Genomic DNA, 21,968 nt, shown 5'->3' with positions numbered 1-21,968 from the left:
TAAATTAGATAATGTCGAAATAAAAGTATCGTACATGGAGGATGGTGTCCTTAATTCCATGTTTTCTTTTTCAAACTGTTCACATACTGAAAAGGTTTCCTTGAAAAATGGAATGTATAAAATCTACATTTCTAAAGAAAACTATCAAACAGTAATAAAAGAAATTACGATTTCTGAAAATGAAAAAAAGATTGATTTAAATATTAATTTAGAATCAATTAAATCAATTGAAGAAGTGACATTATCAGGAGTAAAGAAAAGATTTATAAAATCAGAAGCTGATAAAATAACTATTTTAGTAGACGGAAATAACATTTTGAGTAATGGCTCAACTTACGAAGCTCTTACCAAAATTCCAGGTGTTATAGTTACTCCGAATGGTTATATTGCTCAAAATGGCAAAATATCAGCAATATATATTGATGGTGAACCCTCATCTATTTCTGGTGAAGACTTGAATAATTATTTGAATAGTTTACCCGCAAATTCGATTGATAAAATTGAACTAATATATAGTCCAGGAGCAAAGTATAGTGCGAATGTTTCAGGTGGGATTATTAATATTATAACAAAATCGAAGAATACAAGAGGAATTAATGGAAGCATAAATACAATAAATACAGTAAATCATAATTATAAAAATGCAACTTCATTACAATTAAACGGAAAGTATGATGCTATTTCATGGCAATTTCTAGCAGGTTATTATTATAATGAAGGTGACCAAAAAATAGATGTAAAAAGTATTTACAATCTACAAAATTCAACTCCTATACTTAATCAAGAAACAAAAAATCTTTTTCTATATAGGGGAAGTTATGCTCGTACAGGACTGAAATATACATTTAAGGACAAGTCTAGCATAAATTTGAACTATAATTTTTGGATAAACGGACATAATCCATCTTCAAGTATGAATATATTTAGTGAGGATTATATCCCTGCTATTAATAATTTATCACTATCAAACACACACACAGAAAATAGTAGTAATGAGCTAATTTTAAAATATAAACAAAATCTTGATTCTATAGGAAATAATTTTCAGCTAACCGCATATGGGCAAATTTTTAATTCTGAATATTTTGGAAATACTCAACAATTGGGATTTACTAATTTGTATAGTATAAATCAGTCGGATAAAAAAGTACAGAACTATTATGTTAAAAATGATTGGGAATTTAAAATAAAAAAGTTTGATTTAAGTATGTATTTAGGAGGGAGGTATGGAGATTTTCAAGCAGAAAGATTAGGTAAGTATAATCTAAATAATCCTGATTCCTTAATTTTTGAAAATACCAATTTTAATTCTGAAATTCCGTTTAATTATAATGAAAAAAATCTAGCTGCGTATGTTTCATTTAATAAGAAAATCAAAAAATTTGAACTTAGTGGAGGTTTGAGAATGGAATATTATGATATTAGAAGTAAATCAAATCCAAATGAATATACCGTAAAAACTAATTATATAAAGTTTTTCCCAAATTTAAACGCCTTTTATAGAATAAATTCGGATATAAATTTATCCTTAAATTATTCTAAAAAGATTAACCAACCAAATTATAATGATTTAGACCCTAATATTAATAATTTTAACAATTCTTATTTCCAAACTGTAGGAAATCCTTTTCTAAACCCGGAGTTAGTAGACAATTATCAAGCTAAACTGAGTGCATTTGACTATGCATATTTATCGTATGGATATTCTTTTGAAAAATCTAAAAACTTAACTATTATAGAAAACGATGGAGTTAATTTACAATCCATACAAACTTTAAAAAGTTTTGATAATGTAAAAACGTATTCTTTAAATTTAGGATTACCTCTTCCCTTTGCATTATTTACAAAAGGAATTTCTTTTTTAAAAAATGGTAATATAAATCCAGACAAAGTAAGTTTTTTATTTGCTAATGTAGGTTATAATAAAACAGTATTTAACAATTCATTTATATTAGTTCCTTCTAATAAAGCTACTTGGAACTTTTACGGATATTCTCAAATAGTACTTCCTAAAAACTTTAAATTTAATGTATATTATAGTTATATGTCTAAGGGAGTTTATAATATTTATGATATCAGAAAACCTGTTCAATCTTTGGAATTGACACTTTCTAATAAATTTTTTAACAATTCCTTCAATTGCATTTTCTCTGTTCAAAATGCGTTAAATAATAGTGGACTAAATGCCATTTTATATAATCAAAATCTAACTACACTTTACAATAGAGTTGATGAAAAAAGAATGTATAGGTTATCGTTGACATATACGTTTGGGAAATATAAAACAGCAAAAAACGACAGCGTAGATATTAGTACCGAAACAAAAAGTGTTGATTCCAATAAATCAATTGGTAAATAATTAATTGAAAAAATCAATGACAATTCGCACTGTGCGGATGCGTACTATGATCTCCCGGCAAATGACATTCGCCTTTATTATCTTTAGAAATCGTCATCGCTTCCGCTCTTGGAGAGATGTAAGGGATTCCCAACTCCAAACCTCTCAGAATAAATAATCCTCCTAAAAGAATCATAATCACCGGAACTGCTTTTAAAATTTTAAGCCTGAAAGCCTGATTCATGAGGTTTCCGACCAAAACTACTGCAAACATGAATGGAAGTGTGCCCAAACCAAATAAAGCCATATATGATGCTCCCTGTAAGATTCCGCCAGCAGCTAGACTTGCTGTTAATGCCATGTAAACCATTCCACAGGGAAGAAAGCCGTTGAGAACACCTGTGGTGAATCTTGAGCGGTAATCTGCTTTCTGTAAAAGTTTTCCTAAGTTTGATTTAACGGCAAATAAAAATTTAGATAAAAAAGGAATTTTCGAAGCAAAATCTTTTCCACCAAATGAAAATAAGGCCATCACAATCAGTAAAATTCCTACAGCAATTGTTAAATACTGCTGAAAACCTGCCATCTCAAATCCTTCACCGATAATTCCTAAAACTCCACCCAATAATGAATAGGTGAAAATTCTTCCGAACTGATAGGTTAAATTCTGAAGATAGAAATTGGTCGCCTGTTTTTTTGTTAATCCCATCGACAGAGCAATGGGACCACACATTCCGATACAGTGAAAACCGGATGCAAAGCCTAAACCAATTGCAGATATAATCAATGCTATTTCCATATCACATCATAGTCGAGTCGGTAGTCTGTCTTGTTGGTAGTCCACATCAATCGCAACGTATAATTTCCTTTCGTTAAAACTCTTGCAGGAATCGTGAATGACTGATTGGCATCAAGTTGCTCAGATCTTTTGATATCTAAATTCTGATCATCTGATCTGTTCAGCACAAATTTAATATTTGAATTTGCGTTGTTGATGGTTGCAGGGAAAGTCAATTTAATTCCCTCTGCATTCTGAGAAAAGGCTGGCTTTTCTTTAATGGTATCTGCTCTTTTTTTTGCATCGATTACCGATTGGTATTCCAATTCTTCTTCGTAATATTTGTCAGTAACCATTTCCGAGTTTTTCTGTCCGTTCGGAAATAAAAAAAGCATTGATAAAATAAATATAATAAAAGAACCAAGCGCCAAAAACACGCCATGTCCCCAAGTGAAATTTTTCATTCTTTAAAAAATTTAAAATTGTAATTTAAATGGTCCTTCAAAATAAGTTTCATAAGAATCTATAAGCTCGCCCTTCATATCGTAAACTCCGATTTTGACGTTTTGCTTAGACAGTTTCATGGCATTCTCCGGGAAGCTGATGTTGATGGTTCCTTTTGTAATCTTATCTCTGGCAACCGTAATTTTGCTTGATGCACTGTAGCTGATTTCACCTTGTGCAGGCTCAATCACCTTGATGGTAACGATTTTTTTGTCGTTGGTTTTATTCAGGAAGGTGTAGTTGTAAGTATTTGTGATTTTTCCTTCTCTTACAAAGAATGTGCTTCCAGCTGGTTTAATGAATTTGGCTTCCATCTCGCCACGGCTCGACAGTAAATATCCTAAGAATCCTACCAAAAGAACAAGAACTACAGCAAAGCCTTTCATTCTTCCGGTAAATTTGTAAGGTTCTCCGGTTTCTATTTCTTTTTCGGACGCGTAACGTACAAGACCTTTAGGCAAACCTACCTTTTCCATCACTTCATCACAGGCATCGATACAAGCAGTACAGTTGATACATTCTAATTGCTGTCCGTCTCTAATGTCGATTCCTGTAGGACAAACTACCACACACTGGTAACAGTCGATACAGTCACCTTTTCCGGCAGCTTTTCTGTCTTCACCTTTTCTCCATTTTGAACGGTTTTCACCTCTGTTGAAGTCGTAAAATACATTGATGGTTTCTTTATCAATTAAAACGCCTTGCAATCTACCGTAAGGACAAACCAATGTACAAACCTGTTCTCTAAACCATGCAAACACAAAGTAAAATGCTGCGGCAAAGAGAATCATCACAATAAAGTTGGTTGGATGTGCAAATGGCCCAGCTGATATAATCTCGATGACCTGCTCGTAACCCACGATGTACATAAACATGAAATGGGTAATGATTAATGAAATCACGACATAAACTGACCATTTCAAACTTCTTTTCCAGATTTTTTCGCTGTTCCATTCCTGTCTGTCCAACTTCATCTGCTTGTTTCTGTCTCCTTCAATCAGGTATTCTATTTTACGAAATATCGATTCCATAAAAATTGTCTGAGGGCATATCCACCCGCAGAAAATTCTTCCGAATGCAATCGTAAAAATGATAATGAAAATAAGAGAAGCGATAGCTCCTAAAGTAAGGATGAAAAAATCTTGTGGATAAAAAGGCTGTCCAACGATGAAAAACTCTCTGTCGATAACATTAAAAAGAAAGAAAGGGTTGCCATTGATTTTGATGAATGGTACTGTAAAATAGACGATTAGTAAGAAGTAACTTACAAAGTCTCTGTAGTTGGTATATTTACCTTTTGGTTTCTTTGGAAAAACCCATTTTCTCTTTCCGGATTGTTCCATTGTTCCTATAGAATCTCTATAGGTTTCAGGATCTAAAACCTGACCCTGTCCGCCACGCAGAATATCTTCTTCTTTATCTGACATTATAGTTTGGTTTTATTTAAAAAAAGAAAAAACATAATTCGTTACTATTTTTTAATTTAATAACAAATTATGTTTAATCATATATTTTCAAGTTTTAATTACTGTTTCTCCCACTTGGCTTCATCACCATAAGCTGGTGCTCCGCCTTTGTCTGTTGTAATTGGTGGAAGTTCCTGGTTAATGTGGTAAACGTAAGCAGCTACATTCTGAATGTCTGTTCCTGTTAATACGCCGTTTTTACCCCAAGCCTGCATTGCAGTTCCTGTTACCCCGTTTTCTACAACGTGGAATACGTTTTTGAATAATGTTTTCTCAGGCTGGTTGTGCCAGAAATTATCTGTCAAGTTAGGACCGATACCTCCTTTACCTCCGTCTGAGTGACAAGATACACAGTTGCTTTTGAAGATTTCTTCACCGGCAGCGATGTTGTCTTCAGAAAATACAGCTGTTTCTATTGTAATTGGTGGCTGCTTACTATTATAATCATCAATAGCGGCCATTTGTTCTTTGTATTCAGCATCATATTCGCTTAATGGGTGAGCAAAATCTGTAAAAGAATATGCACAGATGTACACTACACAAAATACAGTTCCGAAGTAGAATAAACCTAACCACCATTTTGGTAATTGATTATCTAACTCCATAATCCCGTCGAAACCATGATCGATAAGAATATCTTTTTCTTCTGTATCAGACTGCTTTTTGAAAGCTGCATCATACTGTCTCTTTAAAAAAGGAATTTTCTTTTCAGATAAGTACGCTGCTTTTTCTGCGTCAGATAATTTTTTGAATTTATTATTTTCAATCAAATCTCCGATTGCACTGTGAATGTATGCCAAGATTGCACTGATCGCAACAGTTCCCCAGAAATAAGGTGAAGCTAAAAACGAGTAGCTTTGAACAAATAAATAATAAAAAACTATAAGAAGCCCCATTATTATCAAGATGTTTACAAAAACCGGTGTTCTTTGTTTCATAAGTGAATGTTTATTGTTTTTAAATGTCATATGAATCACCATCGTCAAAATGTTATAAGCAATAACTAGGCTAACGGCGATTTCATAATCAATAATAGTTTAATCTTTTAAATTAAAATCATCTTCATCATCCCCAAGAGGTGCATTCTCTTCTTCTCTGTAATATTTTTTAGGTCTGCTAAAAACATATACAATCAATCCGATAAAGAACAACATAAAGAAAATCAGAGCCAAAGTTTGATACAAACCTGCATTTTCCGTATTGGATAATATATCTTTAAAGTTCTGAGGAATCATGAGCTTTTAATGTTAGTTATTACTAGCTGTTTTTATTTCAGTAGTTTTAATATCTGTACCCAATCTTTGTAGGTAAGAGATCAATGCTACAATTTCCTTCTTCTCAAGTTTTACGTCTGGTCTCTTAGCGTATTCCGCTTTCAAGTCAGCTGCTTCAGAATAGATGTCTTTTACAATTTTTGCAGCCTGGTTGTCTGCCCATTTATCTGCAGAATCAATTTGAGCTTTTGTATATGGTACATCAAAAGTATTCTTCATCAACTTCATTTTGTCGACCATCTTAGATCTGTCTAGATTCGTTGCGATCAACCAAGGGTAACGTGGCATGATAGAACCTGCAGATGTAGATCTTGGGTTATACATGTGTTTGTAATGCCAAGAACTTGGGTTTTTACCACCTTCTCTATGCAAATCTGGTCCTGTTCTTTTTGATCCCCAAAGGAAAGGTCTATCGTAAACGAATTCCCCTGCTTTAGAATATTGTCCGTTTTTACCGTTAAATCTTACAATCTCGTCTCTGAATGGTCTTACCATCTGAGAGTGACAAGCGTTACAACCTTCACGGATATATAAATCTCTACCTTCTAATTCTAACGGTGAATAAGGTTTCACTGCTGAAATCGTCGGTACACTTTTCTTCAATGATAGGGTAGGAATAATCTCTACCATACTCCCAATTGAAATCGTAAGTAATGACAATACGGTTAACAACATTGGCATTCTTTCCAACCAAAGGTGGAAACCTTCTCCTTCTTTACGTTTGTTCCCGATGTTTGCCAAAGCTGGTGCTTCTGCAGGAACTTCTTTTTGGAATGATCCTTGTCTAACAGTTTTCCAAACATTCACAACCATTAGTAAACCACCTGAAAGATAGAATAACCCTCCTAAGAATCTTAATTTGTAGTAAGGAATAATTGCAGTCACAGTATCCAACCAGTTTTTCCATAATAATGTTCCATCCGGGTTGAATTGCTTCCACATTAGACCTTGAGTAAATCCTGCGATGTACATTGGTACTGCGTAGAAAATGATTCCTAATGTACCTAACCAGAAATGCCAGTTAGCTAATTTTACAGACCACATTTTTGTTCTCCAAAGGATCGGTACCAAGTAATAGATAACACCAAATGCCATGAAACCATTCCATCCTAATGCTCCTAAATGTACGTGACCAATAACCCAGTCTGTAAAGTGACCAATTTTATTGATGTTTTTTGTCGCTAAAAGCGGTCCTTCGAATGTTGCCATACCATAACAAGTAACTGCAACTACGAAGAATTTCAAAATAGGATTTTCTCTTACTTTATCCCAAGCTCCTCTTAAGGTAAGAAGACCATTCAACATACCTCCCCAAGACGGTGCGATTAGCATAATTGAGAAACCAGTTCCCACTGCCTGCGCCCATGCCGGTAAAGCTGTATACTGAAGGTGGTGAGGACCAGCCCAAATGTATACGAAAATCAATGACCAGAAGTGAATAATCGATAATTTATACGAAAATACAGGTCTGTCTGCTGCCTTAGGTAAGAAATAATACATTAAACCTAAAACAGGAGTCGTCAATACGAATGCAACCGCATTGTGACCGTACCACCATTGTACGATAGCATCTTTTGCTCCTGCATACGCTGAATAAGATTTCCAGCCAGAGAAAGATAAAGGTACTTCAAGATTGTTAAAGATGTGAAGCATCGCTACGGCAACCCAAGTTCCAAGATAGAACCAAATGGCCACGTAAAGGTGTCTTACTCTTCTTTTCTTGATGGTTAAAATCATGTTTACACCAAAGATAATCCAAGATACAGCAATCAAAATATCGATTGGCCATTCGTGCTCAGCATATTCTTTTGAAGTGTTGATCCCCATAAAGAAGGTGATGTACGTAGCTACAATCATCAACTGCCAAGTCCAGAAATGAATCCAAGACAGCGTGTCGCTATACATTCTTGTTTTTAATAATCTTTGTGTAGAGTAGTAAACCCCTACATAAACGATATTACATACAAATGCAAAGATTACTGTCGTGGTGTGCAGCATTCTTATTCTACCAAAACCAAACGCACCGTGTGTGTTGATCAAACCTTGTATGTTACCAGATGATAAACTGTTGATTGTTGTATCATCAGTCCCGAAAAAAAATTCAGGAAGCTCAGGGTAGAAAAGCATCAAAGCTGCTGTCAGCCCAAACACGAATCCTATAATCCCAAAAACTATGGTCGCGTATAGGAATGCCCGAACAATACTGTTGTCATAACTAAACTTTTGTGTCTCCATATTAACTATTCACTTTTTTCTTCAAATTTATTACTTTCTCCTTTTTCACTTTTATCGTTTTTGTTGCCAGAATCTTCTTTCTCCTCCTTCACTTCATCATCAAAGAGTATTCTTACAGCCGGTGACTCATCGTCCTCAAACTGTCCTTTTCTGGCATTAACTATAAAAACGATCAGGAAAACTGCAGCTAAAGAAACACTGCATAAGATCATTAAATATAGAATATCCATTAGACAACAAAATTAACCTATTTTCGGGGTTCAAAATTAGTGAAAAATAATGACATTAATCACGAAATACGGGCTTTGGCTAATTTAAAATCAGTCTAAATAAGGGCTTTTAAGCGGTTTTTCGGAAATATTTGCGACCCAGTATCCAAGTCGAAAGTGTAGTAAATGAAATGACTGTGATGGAGCTCAGCGGCATCAAAATGGCAGCAAATAATGGTGACATATGACCAGTAACTGCAAAACTTAAGCCGACAATGTTGTAAAGAAAACTGATTACGAATGTCAATTTTACAATCGTCATTGATCCTTTGCAAACATTAAGGTAATTGTCTAAATGTGAGACTTTTTCGCCGTTCATGATTACGTCAGAAGATGGTGTAAAGCTGTTGGTGTCGTCAGAAATGGCAATTCCTACATTGCTTTGTTTTAGTGCTCCGGCATCGTTTAATCCGTCACCCAACATTGCCACTTTCATTCCGTTGTTTTGTAGGCTTTGTATGAAGTTTAATTTATCCTCCGGGCTTTGGTTAAATGCCATCGAACTCACATTTGGGATGATCGTTTTTAGTTGAGTTTCTTCCGAAGAATTATCTCCGCTCAGGATGAAAATCTTGTACTGAGCGATTTTTTTGAATAAATTTTTAAGGTTTTCCCGATATTCATTTTTAAAAATAAACTTCCCGATAAACTCGTTATTCTTGCTGATGTAGACTGCGGTTTCCAGGTTTTTAGATTCCTGATTGTTGTATTTTGCAGAGCCGATCTTATATAAATTTCCTCTTACCCTGGCTTCATAACCTTTCCCTGAAATTTCAACAAATTGTTCAACGGGAAAATAATCATCATTAATTTCAATGAAATCATATAGAGATTTTGAAAGCGGATGGTTTGAATTTTTTAATAAAGTTTTGATATTCATTAAATCAAATTCCTGAATTTCAGAACCTTCAAATTTAATGTTGGTCTTCTTTCTTTCGGTAATCGTTCCTGTTTTATCAAAAACAATAGCGTCTAATTTTGAAATCTTCTCAATCGTTAGCGTATCTTTTACATAAAATTTATTTCGACCCAAAATTCGCATGATGTGTCCGAATGTAAACGGAGAAGATAATGCTAATGCACAAGGACAGGCAATAATCAAAATCGCAGAAATCACCTGAAACATTTTTTCTAAATCAATAAATGACCAGTAAATTCCTGAAATCAAGGCAATTCCTAAAATGATAAACGTAAAATATTTACTGATGTCGTTGATTAGTGTGTCTAATCCCGTTTCATGCTTTTTGAATGCTTCTTTGTTCCAAAGCTGAGTCAGATAACTTTGGTCAACGTTTTTAATAACTTCCAATTCGAGAGAAGAGCCAACTTGTTTTCCTCCGGCAAAAATTTTATCTCCGGGTTGTTTGTTGATGCTTTCACTTTCTCCTGTGATAAAGCTGTTGTCAATATTTCCTTCACCGTTAATCAAAACCGCATCCACCGGAATGATTTCTTGATTTCTAACTAGAATTCTGTCGCCAATTTTAATTTCAGAAAGTAAAATGTTTTGCTGTTTCCCGCCAAAATCAACTTTCGTAACCGCAATCGGATAGAACGATTTGTAATCTCTGTCATAAGAGAGTGAACTGTATGTTCTTTTCTGGAACATTTTACCTAATAACATGAAGAATAGAAGTCCGCATAACGTGTCAAAATATCCAGGACCGTAATCTGTGATGATTTCATAAACACTTCGTCCGAACAACACGAAAATTCCTAAAACAATCGGAACATCAATATTGACGATTTTGTTTTTTAAACCGTACCAAGCAGATTTGTAATAATCTGAAGCTGAGTAAAATACGACCGGAAGTGAGAGCAGAAACATCAACACTCGGAATAAACCTTTGTAGTGTTCCATCCAGACGTCTTCGCCGCCAATATATTCTGGGAAAGCTAAGAACATTCCGTTACCGAAGGCAAAACCTGCAATGGCTAATTTTACCAGAAGAGATTTGTCTAAATGATCTTCGTTTTTATCGGCGGTTTCTAAGCTGATCGCTGGTTTATATCCTAAATTGGTTAAGAAATTAGCTAATTCGCTTAATTTTAAATCGTTATGATTGAATGAGATCTGTAAGTTCTTTCTTGTAAAGTTGACCTGAGAATATTTAATATCTTTATGAAGTGTATGAAGACTTTCTAAAAGCCAGATACAAGAAGAGCAGTGAATCACCGGAATTTTGAATGTTACCAAACTGGTATTTCCCTCTGAGAAATCGGTGATTTTTTCAAAAATTTCTGGCGTGTCGAGATAATCAAACTGTGAAGAATTTTCGTCGTTCGGACGGATTCCTGCGCGCTTATTTAATTCGTAAAAATTAGTTAGATTGTTGATATTCAGAATTTCGTAGACCGATTTGCAACCGTTGCAGCAAAAAATTTTCTCGTCAAAAGGAATTCTCTCCTTTTCTATGTCTTGTCCACAATGAAAACAGTTCTCGCTCACCTTCATAAATTATTGACTGACAAAATTATAACAATTTTTTTTGTTTATCGAGTTTAAATGTTCTATTTTTGTGATAAATGTCATATTAAAATGTCGCAGGAACAACAGATTGCTATTGAAGAAAGATTTGCCAGGGTTTTTAACGATAAATCCTTCAAAGAAAGGCTTTCCAATACTGATTTTGAAAGATACTTAGGTGCAAAAAAGAAGATGAGTTTTCAGAAACACGACATCATTTTTGATGATGGTGAAATTCCGAAAGGAGTTTATTTTTTGGAAAAAGGAGCTGCAAAATTGTCGAAGTCGGGCTCTTTTGGGAAAGATCAGATTTTAAGATTTATAAAAGAGGGTGATATCATCGGATATCGTGCTTTGCTTTGTGGTGAAAACTTTCAGGCTAAAGCAGAAGCGATGACTGATGTAGAATGCACTTTTTTACCTGCAGATGTTTTTATGGATCTTCTTGAGGTTGATCCTCAGTTGTCATTCATTATGCTTCAAAAGATCGCTTATGAATTGGGAGAATCTTCAAACACCATTACATTCCTTGCTCAGAAAACAGTAAGAGAAAGATTGGCGGAGATTTTAATTCTTTTAGAGCAAAAATTAGGTACGGATCCCGAAGGTTTCATCAAAATCTCATTAACGAGAGAAGAGATAGCAAACATTATCGGTACCGCAACAGAAAGTGCCATCCGATTGATTTCTGAATTTAAAGGAGATCAGCTCATCGAAGTAGACGGAAGAAACATTAAAATTCTCAATCACGATAAACTCATGAAACTCGGTCACGTAGTTTTATAATCATTCAATATACAAGTCGGCGGAAGCCGACTTTTTAACTTATAAACAATACATATATTATGTCTGTTCATTCTGAAATCAAAAGAGTTACTACTGAAACCTTACGAAAAATGAAATTCGATAAGGAGAAAATAACAATGCTTACCGCTTACGATTTTACCACTGCGAAAATGGTAGATGCCGGCGGAATCGATGCCGTACTGATTGGCGACTCTGCAGCTAATGTTATGGCGGGCTTTGAAACTACATTGCCGATTACTTTAGATCAAATGATTTATCATACTCAAAGTGTTGTGCGTGGAATAGACCGAGCTTTGATCGTGGCTGATTTGCCTTTCGGAACTTACCAAAGTAATCCCGACAAAGCATTGGAATCATCAGTAAGAATGATGAAAGAGGGTGGTGCTCACGCCATAAAAATAGAAGGTGGAAAAGAAATTTCAAAATCTATAAAGAAAATCATCAATGCAGGAATTCCTGTAATGGGACATTTGGGATTGACACCGCAGTCTATTTATCAATTCGGAACCTATAAAGTTAGAGCGAAAGATGAAGAAGAGGCTGAAAAATTAATCAGTGATGCAAAGCTTTTGGAAGAACTGGGCTGTTTTTCTATTGTTTTGGAAAAAATTCCTGCAGATTTAGCTAAAAAAGTGTCAGAAAGCATTACGATCCCAACCATTGGAATTGGGGCTGGTCCTGATTGTGACGGGCAGGTTTTGGTATATCACGATATGGTTGGGATGAACAAAGGTTTTTCACCAAAATTCTTAAGAAGATATCTAGATTTATATACAGAAATCACCGGAGCTGTGGCGCAGTACGTAAAAGACGTGAAAAGTGCTGATTTCCCTAACGAAAAAGAAAGTTACTAATGAGAAACAATTTACAAATGGCACAGGGGATTATCTCCGTGTTGGCAATACTTTGTCTGGTTATTGGATGGTTTGGAATGTTTTCACCGGAAGTCAACGAGATTATTTCAAGAAAATTATTTTATCTTTTAATAGGGTTGAGTTTTATTTTGCAGGCACCGTTGCTATCTAATGCAAAATTTACATATCCGATGTATGCTGCTGCTGCATTATGTATTATCGGAGCATTTCTTCCTGTGGAATCTAATTTTTCATTCATTAAAACAGTTGGTTTGCTGGGTGGAGTGATTATTTCATTTACCAACAGATCTGTGAACCGTCAGTAATTATGAAGGAACAGATTGTTTATGAGGATAACCACCTTTTGGTCATCAATAAAAGAGTTGGACAATTAGTGCAGGGCGACAAAACCGGAGATGAGTCTCTGCTGGATTCCATTAAAAATTATATTAAAATAAGAGATAACAAGCCCGGAAATGTTTTTCTGGGCTTGGTTCATCGTATCGACAGGCCGACTTCTGGCTTGGTAATTTATGCTAAAACTTCGAAAGCACTTTCCCGTTTGACGCAGATGGTTAAAAACAGAGAGGTCAAAAAAACGTATTGGGCGGTTGTTCCTAAAGAAATGATTCCTCAAAGCCAAAGACTGGTTCATTATTTACAGAAGAACGAAAAAAATAACAAGGCCATTGTTTTTACCAAAGTGACTGATGGCGCAAAGGAAGCAATTCTTACGTATAACATTATAAAGACTTTAGATAATTATCATCTTTTGGAAATTGATCTTGAAACCGGAAGGCATCATCAGATTCGTGCTCAATTATCAAAAACGGGAGTTCCGATTAAAGGTGATTTGAAATATGGTTCGCCACGTTCAAATCCTGATGGCGGAATCAATTTACACGCAAGAAAATTAGGATTTGTACATCCTGTTACGAAAGAAAATATAGAAATCATTGCTCCGGTTCCGCAGAATGATGCGGTTTGGAAGGCTTGCGAGGATTCAATATAGTGGGATTAATTAAGTTTTCAAAATTAATCAATAGTCATAATATTTGCTAATATTTTATTTATTTATCAGTGTTGTGCTGTTTTTTTTAAAATATAATTTAAGTTATGTAAAAAATAGTATATTTGTTTTAATCTAAATTGAAACAGATATGAAGCAATTTTACCAAAGCCTTTTTGTTAAAAGGAAATCAACGAAAAATTACCTAAAAAGTGCCATCGCAGGTTTGGCATTTTTATTTGCGGGTAATAATACTATAAATGCACAGGTAAGTACTTATAGTTTTGCGCAATCTTCCGGAGTTTTTACTCCAATTTCAGGTAATGTTTTGGGAGCTGCAACAGGAAATACTTCTGCCACAAATCTTAATAGTGAAGTTTATCCCATCACGATACCGTTTGGCTTTAATTTTAACCAGGTAGTTTATAATTCTCTGAATATTTCTTCAAACGGGTTTATAACGTTTGGATCAACTGCGCCAACCGCTACTAACACGACTCCGATTACTAGTACCGCAACATATGAAGGAAGTGTTTCTGCATTCGGAAGAGACTTAAGTAGTGTATATGATATTGGAGGAACTACTGGTAGAATTAGTTGGGAGACGATAGGTACTGCGCCAGCTCGTGAAGTTGTGATTCAGTGGACAGATTTTCGACCGGCAACTTCAACTTCAACAACGGCTGTTTACACATTTTCTTTTCAAATAAGACTTCATGAAACTACTAACAAGATTTCTGTAATATATAATTCAGGATCAAATATTGTCGGAAGTGTTTCCTCATCTTCTACTGTACAGGTAGGATTGAGAGGAACTTCAACATCGGATTTCAACAATAGGCTAAATGCTTCAAGTGTAGATTTTGGAAGCTCTACCGTAGGAACAGCAAATAGTAGCGTACAAAATTACAGTACAGTAAATGCTGTACCTGGAATGCCGCCTGCGGGTCTTACTTATATTTGGACTCCACCATCTTGCTTTAGACCGTCATCTGTTACAAATCCGACTAGTACAATTAATAGTGTTGATATACAGTGGGTCGCTCCTGCTTTAGCACCATCAAGTGGCTACGAACTTTACTATAGTACAACTAATACAGGCCCCATTTCAACCACAACTCCATCTATTGTAGGGATAACTTCAACCTCTACAACTATACCGAGTTTAGCACCAAATACATTATATTATGTTTGGGTAAGATCAGTCTGTACTGCATCTGATAAGAGCGAATGGTCTTTAGCGGGTACTTCAAAAACACTATGTACTCCTGTTACTACGATGTTTGAAAATTTTGATAGTTATGCAACGGGTAATATCGTTCCTGATTGTTGGGCTAGAATTGTAGGTGCATCAAACACCGCTCAGACAATCAGTTCTACAAGTCCTGCATCTGGAAATAGAAATCTTTACCAAATAGCATCTACTCCTGCTAATGCAACCGTTGCCGTGCTTCCAGAATTTAGTAACGTAAATATGGGAACGCATTGGCTGAGATTTAAAGCCAGAGTTGCATCATCTACAGGTTCTTTAGATGTTGGATATGTTACTAATTCTTCTGATGCATCTACGTTTGTCAATATTCAGACGATCAGCATATTGAATACTGTGTATTCTTCTCAAGATTCAGAATATACTGTGATTGTGCCTTCTACAATTCCTGCTAATGCAAGATTAGCTATTAGAAATAATGGTACTTCTACTGTGGGACATTTTTATGATGATGTTTATTGGGAAGCAAAACCTTCGTGTATTTCTCCGACTAATATAACAGTTTCTAATATCACGCCAACATCTGCACAAATTCAATGGAATGCCTCTGTAACTGCCCCGGCAAATGGATACGATATTTATTATAGTGTAAACAATGTTCCACCCACAGCGGCAACTGTTCCATCTGTAAGTGTAGCAACTGGTACATCTGTAATTATAAGTCCTTTGGATCCTTTTACAAAATATTATGTTTGGATAAGGTCAAAATGTTCTACAAGTGATTTAAGTAATTGGTCGACTCAAATCGTTACATTTAATTCTCTTTGCCAACCGCCTGCAATTGTTTCTACAACTCCTGCAACCATATGTCCGAACTCAACAGCAACATTATCAGCTACTGCAGATACGGGTGCAACAATAACTTGGTATGATGCTCCAACCGGAGGGAATACATTAACAACTGGAAATTCTTATACAACACCGAATTTATCTTCTACTACAAACTATTACGTATCTGCATTAACCGGCAGTTCTGTGAGTGTTGGAGTAGCGAATCCCGGCGCATTAACAAATGGAGGCACAACTGGTGCCGGCACAACTTTTTACATGGAGGCAACGGTATCCGGCACTCCAATCACCGTACAAAGTGTGGATGTTTTTCCTAGTGCTGCAGGTGATTCAAGTTTTATAAGAGTATATTTAGGCTCAGCCAGCACTCCTGTTTATGAAATCCCATTTACTTCTAATGTTGCCAGTGGAGGGGTTACACCACAGACGATCCCTCTCAATATATTTTTAAATCCGGGGGTGTACAGATTTAAAATTGAAGGAGCGGGTAGTTATTACAGAAACTACAGTACTCCTAACGGAGTAGGACAGTCATTTCCATATGGACAGGGTAATTTTACGTTAACGGGTGGAAGTAATGTAACAACAGGATACTATTTATTCTACAATTTTATTGTTGGAAACACTTGTGAATCTGCAAGAACAATGGTCACTGCTACTGTAGATGTTAACTGTCTTTCTACCTCAGAAACTATAAAGAAAGATGCAATAAAAGTCTATCCAAACCCATTCTCAGAAATGGTCAATATCACTAAGCCGGAATTAGTGAAAATGATACAAGTTTCAGATCTCTCTGGAAAATTGATTAAGACAATCAATCAACCAGAGTCTGTAATAAGATTAAATGATCTTTCTGCGGGAATGTATTTACTGCAACTTGATATGAAAGATGGTTCTAAGCAAACCATTAAAGTAATTAAGAAATAATAATTTAATCATCAAATAAGAATCGGCTCTAAATTTTTTAGAGCCGATTTCTTTTTTCTATCTTACTGTTGCAAAATTCCACCGTTATTTTCGCTTTGGGTGGTTTGCTTGATCATATTAGGATCTTCTTTCGCCAGTTTATTTTTGGTCGGTATTTTATAATTTACGGTAATCCCGAAACTTCTGCTGTCGACTTTGTTTGATGTAAATACTTTTCCTCCTAGTGAATTTGCCACAATGACACTTTTGTTCTGATTAAAAATATCTCTGGCGTAAAGCGAAAGATTAAGACGATCGGCCATGAACTTTTTTGATATCGTTAAATCAAAAGCATTGTTTAAAGGTTTTTCAATTTGAAAATAATAGAAATTTCCTCCCTTTGGTATTACGTTATAATTCGCTTGAAGCCTGATGTCTTTTGGGAGAATAAATTGTCCCATCAAACTGAAAATCCAAAATCCTTTTGATTTGATATCCGGCATTTCCTGAATCTGATATCCTGTGTAAACATATAATAAGTTCATTTTGTCAGGATTTACATTAAACTTCATCAGCTCGCTGAAAGGCGTCGTGAAAAGCATAAACGGAATCGGCATTCCGAAATTGAAGTTGTGTGTTCTGATGCTGTTTACCTGTACCTGTTCGTTTCTGATTAAATTGCCTTCCCTCGAAACTTTCTGAACAATCTGATTTTTCACCCAACTTGTGTTGTAGCCAATGTACGCATAATCAAATGCACTGATTTTGATTTCAGCATTGTCATAAATTGTTGGCTGTAGATCAGGATTACCGCTAGTTGTAAGTGTCTCTGTACTAAGTGTTGTGTTATTCGGGTTTAAGAGCGAAACACTTGGCAGGCTGATTTTTTTGTTATAGTTTAAATTAATGAAAAGTTGTTTCATTAAATTATACTGGACACTTGCATTTGGAAAAACTTTAAACTTTTTGAATGGATTTAAATTATCTTCCTTTAAAACATTGTTTTTGTCATAGAATCGTGTAATCCCTGTAATGTCATAATTTTCAGCTCTTGCTCCTGCGATGAAATCAAACTTCTTTAAAGTTGCCTGAAATTCTAAATAGGCAGAAGTAGTCTGTCTTGTGTAATCGAGATTCACCAGATTTCCATCTTTCGTTTCAAAATTTTGCTGGTCATACAATCCTCCGAAACTTACTTTTCCCTCATCCAAAATTTTCAAAGGCTGAGAATAATCGATTCTGAAATTGTATAAATTAAATAATGATGAGTTGTTTAATGATTTATCTCCAAATTGATTAAACTCTGAATCGCTGTTGGTATAAATTGCTTTAAAATCAAGCTTCTTATTTTTATCCTCAAATTTTTTCTGATACGTAGCAGCAACTTCTTGTCTTAACCCTTTAGAATCACTTCCAAAATTAGATGTTGAAGTACCATTTACAAAATTATCAGTCGTAATATCTGCGCCTCCGTTGTTGTGATTGATGTCATAGTTCAATAGCAATCTGTCTTTTCCAAGCTCAAAAGTAAAAGCAGAATTCATATAATATGTTCGCCCCAAAGAATTAGAATGGTTTCTGGTCAGCGCATCAAATTCAGAAAGAGATAAGCTTTCTCTGTAATATTGACCCAGATTGACCTGCCATCCGAACCATTTATTTCTTGAATTTAATGCAATCGAATTATTAAACCTACTTCTATATTTATCATAGCTCGAAAAACGATAACCTCCGTTGTAAACAGCCGTAAGATAATTTTTCGCTGATTTGCTTGTAATAATATTTAAAATAGCGCCTCCCGAAGTTGCGGGAAATTCTGCGCCGGGTTGCGTGATGATTTCAATTCTGTCAACCGAATTTGCGGGCATGCCTTCCAGGAAAGCATTCAGTTCATTACTTGAAATGTTCAAAGGTCTTCCATCCATATAAACATCCAATGGTTTCCCCTGATACATCATTCCTACCATATCAGATACCACCAAACCCGGAAGTTTTTTTACACCTTCCATTAAAGATCCTGAATTTAAGCTTGGCTGTTCAGAAAAATCAAAAATAGTACGGTCGGCTTTTTGTTCAACTGCTTTTTTTGTTTTGGTGATAACGACGCCTTCGATTTCTTTTTCCTTGGTTTCTTTGTTGTCCTTGGTTTCTTGCGCAAAACCTAAAACTGAACCTAAAATTGAGAGAGTAAGTAATGTTTTCTTCATAATGTGAGTAAATCTATTCTGTTAGACGAAGAAAAAGATGATTTGTTACAAAACTAACTCTACACTTTATTTTAATGAATCAAATTCTATATAATCAAACTCTGGTGATGAGGTAAATAGTTGTCTTAAAACTGAAGCATGGCCATTTCCTGCAACCACCAATATTCTATCTTCTGAAGTATGTGGAATGTTTTGAATATTTCTGAACATTCTGAGATTTCTGTCATACCAATACAAAGCCAGCATATCTGCACCATCATGTTCTCTTAGTTTAAAATCTCCACTTAGATAAGCACCATATTCATACTGATGATATTCTTTGCTGTTCATAAATTTGAAAAGATCTAAAATTGATTGGAAGTTTTTTCGTTCCGTATTTTTAAAAAAATTGTTATACTGTTTTGAAATAATATCATCGCTTACAAAATCATAATCCGCACCTAAATTTTTAAAATATAGAGAGTCTTTCTTGCCAAATTTTTCTCCAAGATCATCCAAAACAGAATTGGCATCAATGCTATATAATTCATTCAAATTAAGCTCTTTTGCAATGCGCATTGCAATCTGAAAACGTTCATCTCTTTGATTGGTGTGTTTGCCTTCTTTGTATTCTCTTAATTTTTGATTGGCATTCCAGTTTGGCCATGCTTCGATCGCAATTTTTGTAGGTTTAAATTTTTTAATATAATCAATAAGTTCAGTGACTTCTTTTGCCGTTTTTGGCGATAAAACATCTACCTGATCGCCTTTTTCGGTTTTATGAGCATCAAGATTAGGATAATCAAAATGGAATGAACCAACAACCAAAACTTTAGTTTTTTGATTTGTAAAATATTCCGAAGGTTTTTTCTGTGCAGAAATTAATACTGATAAACAAAGTATGAATGTGTATAATAGTGCTTTCATAGGATTTATTTTTGACAAAATTATCGTTATGAGAAATACAATAAAATAGGGTTTCGATCAATTGAAGATGAAACGGGATAAAATCAGTTTCATCGGGAAAAATGAACTGTTTATCGAAAAAATGATAAGAAATTTAAGAGAAAATCTATTTTTGTTCCATGAAAATCAATAAACTTTTTTATTTGCATATTTTCTTTTGGACGATCTATGTTACCGGGTCTGTTATTATTCCTTATTTTGCCTTCGATTCTAGAAATACAATCTTTAATATAACTTTCTTTCTAACAAGCATCATTTGTTTCTATGTAAATTATTTTGTGGTTGTTCCTAAATTTTTTGACGGAAATAAAATTTATAAATCGGTGATTGTGTTTTTCCTAAGTGCAAGTTGTTTTGTCGGTGTCCGATATTTTATGGAAGAATGGTTTTTGCCAACTTTTTTCGGAATCAGAAATTATGCAGAAGGAACACAATTCATTTATTATTATTTTGATAATATCTTTTACAGCAGCACAACGATTTTTATAAGTACTACGTTTTGGTTTTTCAGATATTTTATAAAAACGGAAGTAGAAAAAACGGAATTGGTGAAGGCTAAGAAAAATGCTGAATTGCAGGCTTTGAAAACTCAAATTAATCCGCATTTTATTTTTAATACTTTAAATAATATATATTCTCTCGTTTATCAAAATTCAGAAAAAGCGTTGCCTGCAATTGAAGAATTAGGGCAATTATTAAGATACAGCACAAAAGATCTTGAGAAAGATTTTATTACTTTAGATAAAGAAATCGGCTATCTCGACAGTTTAATAGCTTTAGAAAAACTAAGAATCAAACATCCTGAATTATTGAATGTTGAAAAAAAATTAAATCATCCAATGCTGAATATTTCGCCTATGATTTTAATTCCGTTTGTTGAAAATGCTTTTAAGCACGGAGATTTTAGAAATAAAGGTTTTGAAATGAAAATTTCAGATGAAAATAAAATTCTGCATTTTTATCTTTTAAATTTCAAAAAAGAAAGAATGAAAGACACAGTTTCTGGAATCGGAATTGGAAATGTGAAAAAGCGTCTTGAAATTTTGTATCCTAAAAAATACGAATTGAATATAACTGAAACCGAAACTGATTTTAAAATAGATTTAAAGATTGATTTGAATGAAGAAAATTAAATGCATTATTGTAGACGACGAGCCGCTTGCTGTTTCACTTCTTGAAAATTATGTCGAGAAAATTCCATTTCTCGAACTTGTTTTCTCTTCAGAAAATCCTATTCAAGCTCTAGAATTTATTCAGAAAAATGAAGCTGACCTTGTGTTTTTAGATATTCAAATGCCGGAACTGACGGGAATTAATTTCATGAAAATCTTAGGTGATAAGCAGAAATATATCTTGACGACCGCTTATTCCGAATATGCTTTGGAAGGCTACGAACATAATATTGTTGATTATCTTTTAAAACCTATTTCTTTTGAACGATTCAATAAAAGTGTCCTGAAAGCTCAGGAACGTTTTCCTTTGGATGAAATAAAAGAACTTAGCCATTTTTTCGTAAAATCTTCCGGTCAACAGCATCGAATCAATTCTGATGATATTTTGTATGTGGAAAGCATTAAAGATTATGTCAACATCAAAACTGAAGTTCAGGAGTATATTGTTTTAGAAACTTTAAAATCTCTAGAAAATCAACTTCCTAAAAATTTTACAAGAGTTCATAAATCTTTTATTTTAAATTTAAACGAAATAAAAAGTTTAGGTTCAAAAAAGATCATGCTCAATTCAGGGCATGAAGTTCCAATCGGAGATATGTACAAATCAAATCTTTTGGAAAAACTGAAATAGAAAAGCAACTCCAATTTTGAAGTTGCTTTCATTATATATAATAGAAA

Annotated in this window: 18 protein-coding genes; 8 read left to right on the top strand and 10 right to left on the bottom strand. The window is 34.4% G+C overall.

Annotated elements, in window-relative coordinates; translation table 11 throughout:
- The first annotated feature begins 34 nt into the window (after nt 1-34).
- On the top strand, nt 35-2,359 hold the full coding sequence (locus tag LNP04_RS09915; protein WP_229982808.1) for a TonB-dependent receptor domain-containing protein: 2,325 nt from the start codon (nt 35-37) through the stop codon (nt 2,357-2,359).
- Nucleotides 2,360-2,372: 13 nt separating this feature from the next.
- Here the strand turns inward: LNP04_RS09915 and LNP04_RS09910 are convergent, their stop codons facing one another.
- The 8 genes from LNP04_RS09910 to LNP04_RS09875 all read right to left on the bottom strand — a co-directional run bounded on the left by LNP04_RS09910 (nt 2,373) and on the right by LNP04_RS09875 (nt 11,313).
- Nucleotides 2,373-3,137, bottom strand: coding sequence for a sulfite exporter TauE/SafE family protein (locus LNP04_RS09910; protein ID WP_229982807.1), 765 nt, complete (start codon nt 3,135-3,137; stop codon nt 2,373-2,375).
- Nucleotides 3,128-3,580, bottom strand: coding sequence for a FixH family protein (locus tag LNP04_RS09905; protein WP_229982806.1), 453 nt, complete (start codon nt 3,578-3,580; stop codon nt 3,128-3,130). Before LNP04_RS09905 ends, LNP04_RS09910 begins: the two co-directional genes overlap by 10 nt.
- Nucleotides 3,581-3,592: 12 nt before the next feature.
- Nucleotides 3,593-5,047, bottom strand: a complete 1,455-nt coding sequence (gene ccoG / locus LNP04_RS09900; protein WP_229982805.1) for a cytochrome c oxidase accessory protein CcoG — start codon at nt 5,045-5,047, stop codon at nt 3,593-3,595.
- Between the two features lie 98 nt (nt 5,048-5,145).
- Nucleotides 5,146-6,024, bottom strand: a complete 879-nt coding sequence (locus LNP04_RS09895) for a cbb3-type cytochrome c oxidase N-terminal domain-containing protein (protein ID WP_229982804.1) — start codon at nt 6,022-6,024, stop codon at nt 5,146-5,148.
- A gap of 99 nt (nt 6,025-6,123) precedes the next feature.
- Nucleotides 6,124-6,321, bottom strand: coding sequence for a cbb3-type cytochrome c oxidase subunit 3 (locus tag LNP04_RS09890; RefSeq protein WP_229982803.1), 198 nt, complete (start codon nt 6,319-6,321; stop codon nt 6,124-6,126).
- Between the two features lie 12 nt (nt 6,322-6,333).
- Nucleotides 6,334-8,595: a cytochrome-c oxidase, cbb3-type subunit I gene (ccoN, locus tag LNP04_RS09885; protein WP_229982802.1), complete on the bottom strand. Its 2,262-nt coding sequence runs from the start codon at nt 8,593-8,595 to the stop codon at nt 6,334-6,336.
- Nucleotides 8,596-8,600: 5 nt separating this feature from the next.
- A complete protein-coding gene (ccoS, locus tag LNP04_RS09880) occupies nt 8,601-8,825 on the bottom strand; it encodes a cbb3-type cytochrome oxidase assembly protein CcoS (protein ID WP_229982801.1) in 225 nt (74 codons plus the stop codon).
- Nucleotides 8,826-8,934: 109 nt separating this feature from the next.
- Nucleotides 8,935-11,313 carry a heavy metal translocating P-type ATPase metal-binding domain-containing protein gene (locus LNP04_RS09875; protein WP_229982800.1) on the bottom strand — a complete coding sequence of 793 codons (2,379 nt, stop codon included), beginning with the start codon at nt 11,311-11,313 and terminating at the stop codon, nt 8,935-8,937.
- A gap of 90 nt (nt 11,314-11,403) precedes the next feature.
- Here LNP04_RS09875 and LNP04_RS09870 point away from each other — a divergent pair, with 90 nt between their 5' ends.
- The 5 genes from LNP04_RS09870 to LNP04_RS09850 all read left to right on the top strand — a co-directional run bounded on the left by LNP04_RS09870 (nt 11,404) and on the right by LNP04_RS09850 (nt 16,987).
- Nucleotides 11,404-12,117, top strand: a complete 714-nt coding sequence (locus LNP04_RS09870; protein WP_129535743.1) for a Crp/Fnr family transcriptional regulator — start codon at nt 11,404-11,406, stop codon at nt 12,115-12,117.
- Between the two features lie 59 nt (nt 12,118-12,176).
- The gene (gene panB / locus LNP04_RS09865; RefSeq protein WP_129535744.1) at nt 12,177-12,992 is read left to right on the top strand and encodes a 3-methyl-2-oxobutanoate hydroxymethyltransferase; all 816 of its coding nucleotides are present in this window, start codon (nt 12,177-12,179) and stop codon (nt 12,990-12,992) included.
- The gene (locus tag LNP04_RS09860) at nt 12,992-13,318 is read left to right on the top strand and encodes a hypothetical protein (RefSeq protein WP_229982799.1); all 327 of its coding nucleotides are present in this window, start codon (nt 12,992-12,994) and stop codon (nt 13,316-13,318) included. The genes panB and LNP04_RS09860 overlap by 1 nt, the downstream gene beginning before the upstream one ends.
- Complete coding sequence (locus tag LNP04_RS09855) at nt 13,318-14,004, top strand: RluA family pseudouridine synthase (RefSeq protein WP_229986289.1); 687 nt, start codon at nt 13,318-13,320, stop codon at nt 14,002-14,004. The genes LNP04_RS09860 and LNP04_RS09855 overlap by 1 nt, the downstream gene beginning before the upstream one ends.
- Before the next feature lie 148 nt (nt 14,005-14,152).
- The gene (locus tag LNP04_RS09850) at nt 14,153-16,987 is read left to right on the top strand and encodes a fibronectin type III domain-containing protein (protein WP_229982798.1); all 2,835 of its coding nucleotides are present in this window, start codon (nt 14,153-14,155) and stop codon (nt 16,985-16,987) included.
- Between the two features lie 62 nt (nt 16,988-17,049).
- On the opposite strand, the gene LNP04_RS09845 is transcribed toward LNP04_RS09850, so the two are convergent.
- Together LNP04_RS09845 and LNP04_RS09840 are read right to left on the bottom strand one after the other, a co-directional pair.
- Nucleotides 17,050-19,173, bottom strand: coding sequence for an outer membrane beta-barrel protein (locus LNP04_RS09845; protein ID WP_229982797.1), 2,124 nt, complete (start codon nt 19,171-19,173; stop codon nt 17,050-17,052).
- 66 nt (nt 19,174-19,239) lie between these two features.
- Nucleotides 19,240-20,079: a DUF5694 domain-containing protein gene (locus tag LNP04_RS09840; protein WP_229982796.1), complete on the bottom strand. Its 840-nt coding sequence runs from the start codon at nt 20,077-20,079 to the stop codon at nt 19,240-19,242.
- Nucleotides 20,080-20,237: 158 nt separating this feature from the next.
- On the opposite strand from LNP04_RS09840, the gene LNP04_RS09835 reads away from it, so the two are divergent.
- Together LNP04_RS09835 and LNP04_RS09830 are read left to right on the top strand one after the other, a co-directional pair.
- The gene (locus tag LNP04_RS09835; RefSeq protein ID WP_229982795.1) at nt 20,238-21,251 is read left to right on the top strand and encodes a sensor histidine kinase; all 1,014 of its coding nucleotides are present in this window, start codon (nt 20,238-20,240) and stop codon (nt 21,249-21,251) included.
- Entirely contained in the window at nt 21,238-21,921 is a 684-nt protein-coding gene (locus LNP04_RS09830; RefSeq protein ID WP_229982794.1) for a LytTR family DNA-binding domain-containing protein, read from the top strand. Before LNP04_RS09835 ends, LNP04_RS09830 begins: the two co-directional genes overlap by 14 nt.
- Nucleotides 21,922-21,968 lie beyond the last annotated feature (47 nt).

This window comes from Chryseobacterium sp. C-71 (genome assembly GCF_020911865.1).
Taxonomy (GTDB): Bacteria; Bacteroidota; Bacteroidia; order Flavobacteriales; family Weeksellaceae; genus Chryseobacterium.
The sequence above is the reverse complement of the archived record's forward strand: the minus strand, read 5'-3'. Positions and strand labels throughout refer to the sequence as shown.

What these genes read in the sequence shown, in the direction of transcription:
- LNP04_RS09850 (WP_229982798.1), top strand. Translation starts at nt 14,153, where the DNA reads ATGAAGCAATTTTACCAAAGCCTTTTTGTTAAAAGGAAATCAACGAAA.
- LNP04_RS09915 (WP_229982808.1), top strand. Translation starts at nt 35, where the DNA reads ATGGAGGATGGTGTCCTTAATTCCATGTTTTCTTTTTCAAACTGTTCA.
- LNP04_RS09895 (WP_229982804.1), bottom strand. Translation starts at nt 6,024, where the DNA reads ATGAAACAAAGAACACCGGTTTTTGTAAACATCTTGATAATAATGGGG.
- ccoG (WP_229982805.1), bottom strand. Translation starts at nt 5,047, where the DNA reads ATGTCAGATAAAGAAGAAGATATTCTGCGTGGCGGACAGGGTCAGGTT.
- LNP04_RS09870 (WP_129535743.1), top strand. Translation starts at nt 11,404, where the DNA reads ATGTCGCAGGAACAACAGATTGCTATTGAAGAAAGATTTGCCAGGGTT.
- LNP04_RS09890 (WP_229982803.1), bottom strand. Translation starts at nt 6,321, where the DNA reads ATGATTCCTCAGAACTTTAAAGATATATTATCCAATACGGAAAATGCA.
- LNP04_RS09840 (WP_229982796.1), bottom strand. Translation starts at nt 20,079, where the DNA reads ATGAAAGCACTATTATACACATTCATACTTTGTTTATCAGTATTAATT.
- LNP04_RS09845 (WP_229982797.1), bottom strand. Translation starts at nt 19,173, where the DNA reads ATGAAGAAAACATTACTTACTCTCTCAATTTTAGGTTCAGTTTTAGGT.
- LNP04_RS09835 (WP_229982795.1), top strand. Translation starts at nt 20,238, where the DNA reads ATGAAAATCAATAAACTTTTTTATTTGCATATTTTCTTTTGGACGATC.
- LNP04_RS09905 (WP_229982806.1), bottom strand. Translation starts at nt 3,580, where the DNA reads ATGAAAAATTTCACTTGGGGACATGGCGTGTTTTTGGCGCTTGGTTCT.
- panB (WP_129535744.1), top strand. Translation starts at nt 12,177, where the DNA reads ATGTCTGTTCATTCTGAAATCAAAAGAGTTACTACTGAAACCTTACGA.
- LNP04_RS09830 (WP_229982794.1), top strand. Translation starts at nt 21,238, where the DNA reads ATGAAGAAAATTAAATGCATTATTGTAGACGACGAGCCGCTTGCTGTT.
- ccoS (WP_229982801.1), bottom strand. Translation starts at nt 8,825, where the DNA reads ATGGATATTCTATATTTAATGATCTTATGCAGTGTTTCTTTAGCTGCA.
- ccoN (WP_229982802.1), bottom strand. Translation starts at nt 8,595, where the DNA reads ATGGAGACACAAAAGTTTAGTTATGACAACAGTATTGTTCGGGCATTC.
- LNP04_RS09860 (WP_229982799.1), top strand. Translation starts at nt 12,992, where the DNA reads ATGAGAAACAATTTACAAATGGCACAGGGGATTATCTCCGTGTTGGCA.
- LNP04_RS09910 (WP_229982807.1), bottom strand. Translation starts at nt 3,137, where the DNA reads ATGGAAATAGCATTGATTATATCTGCAATTGGTTTAGGCTTTGCATCC.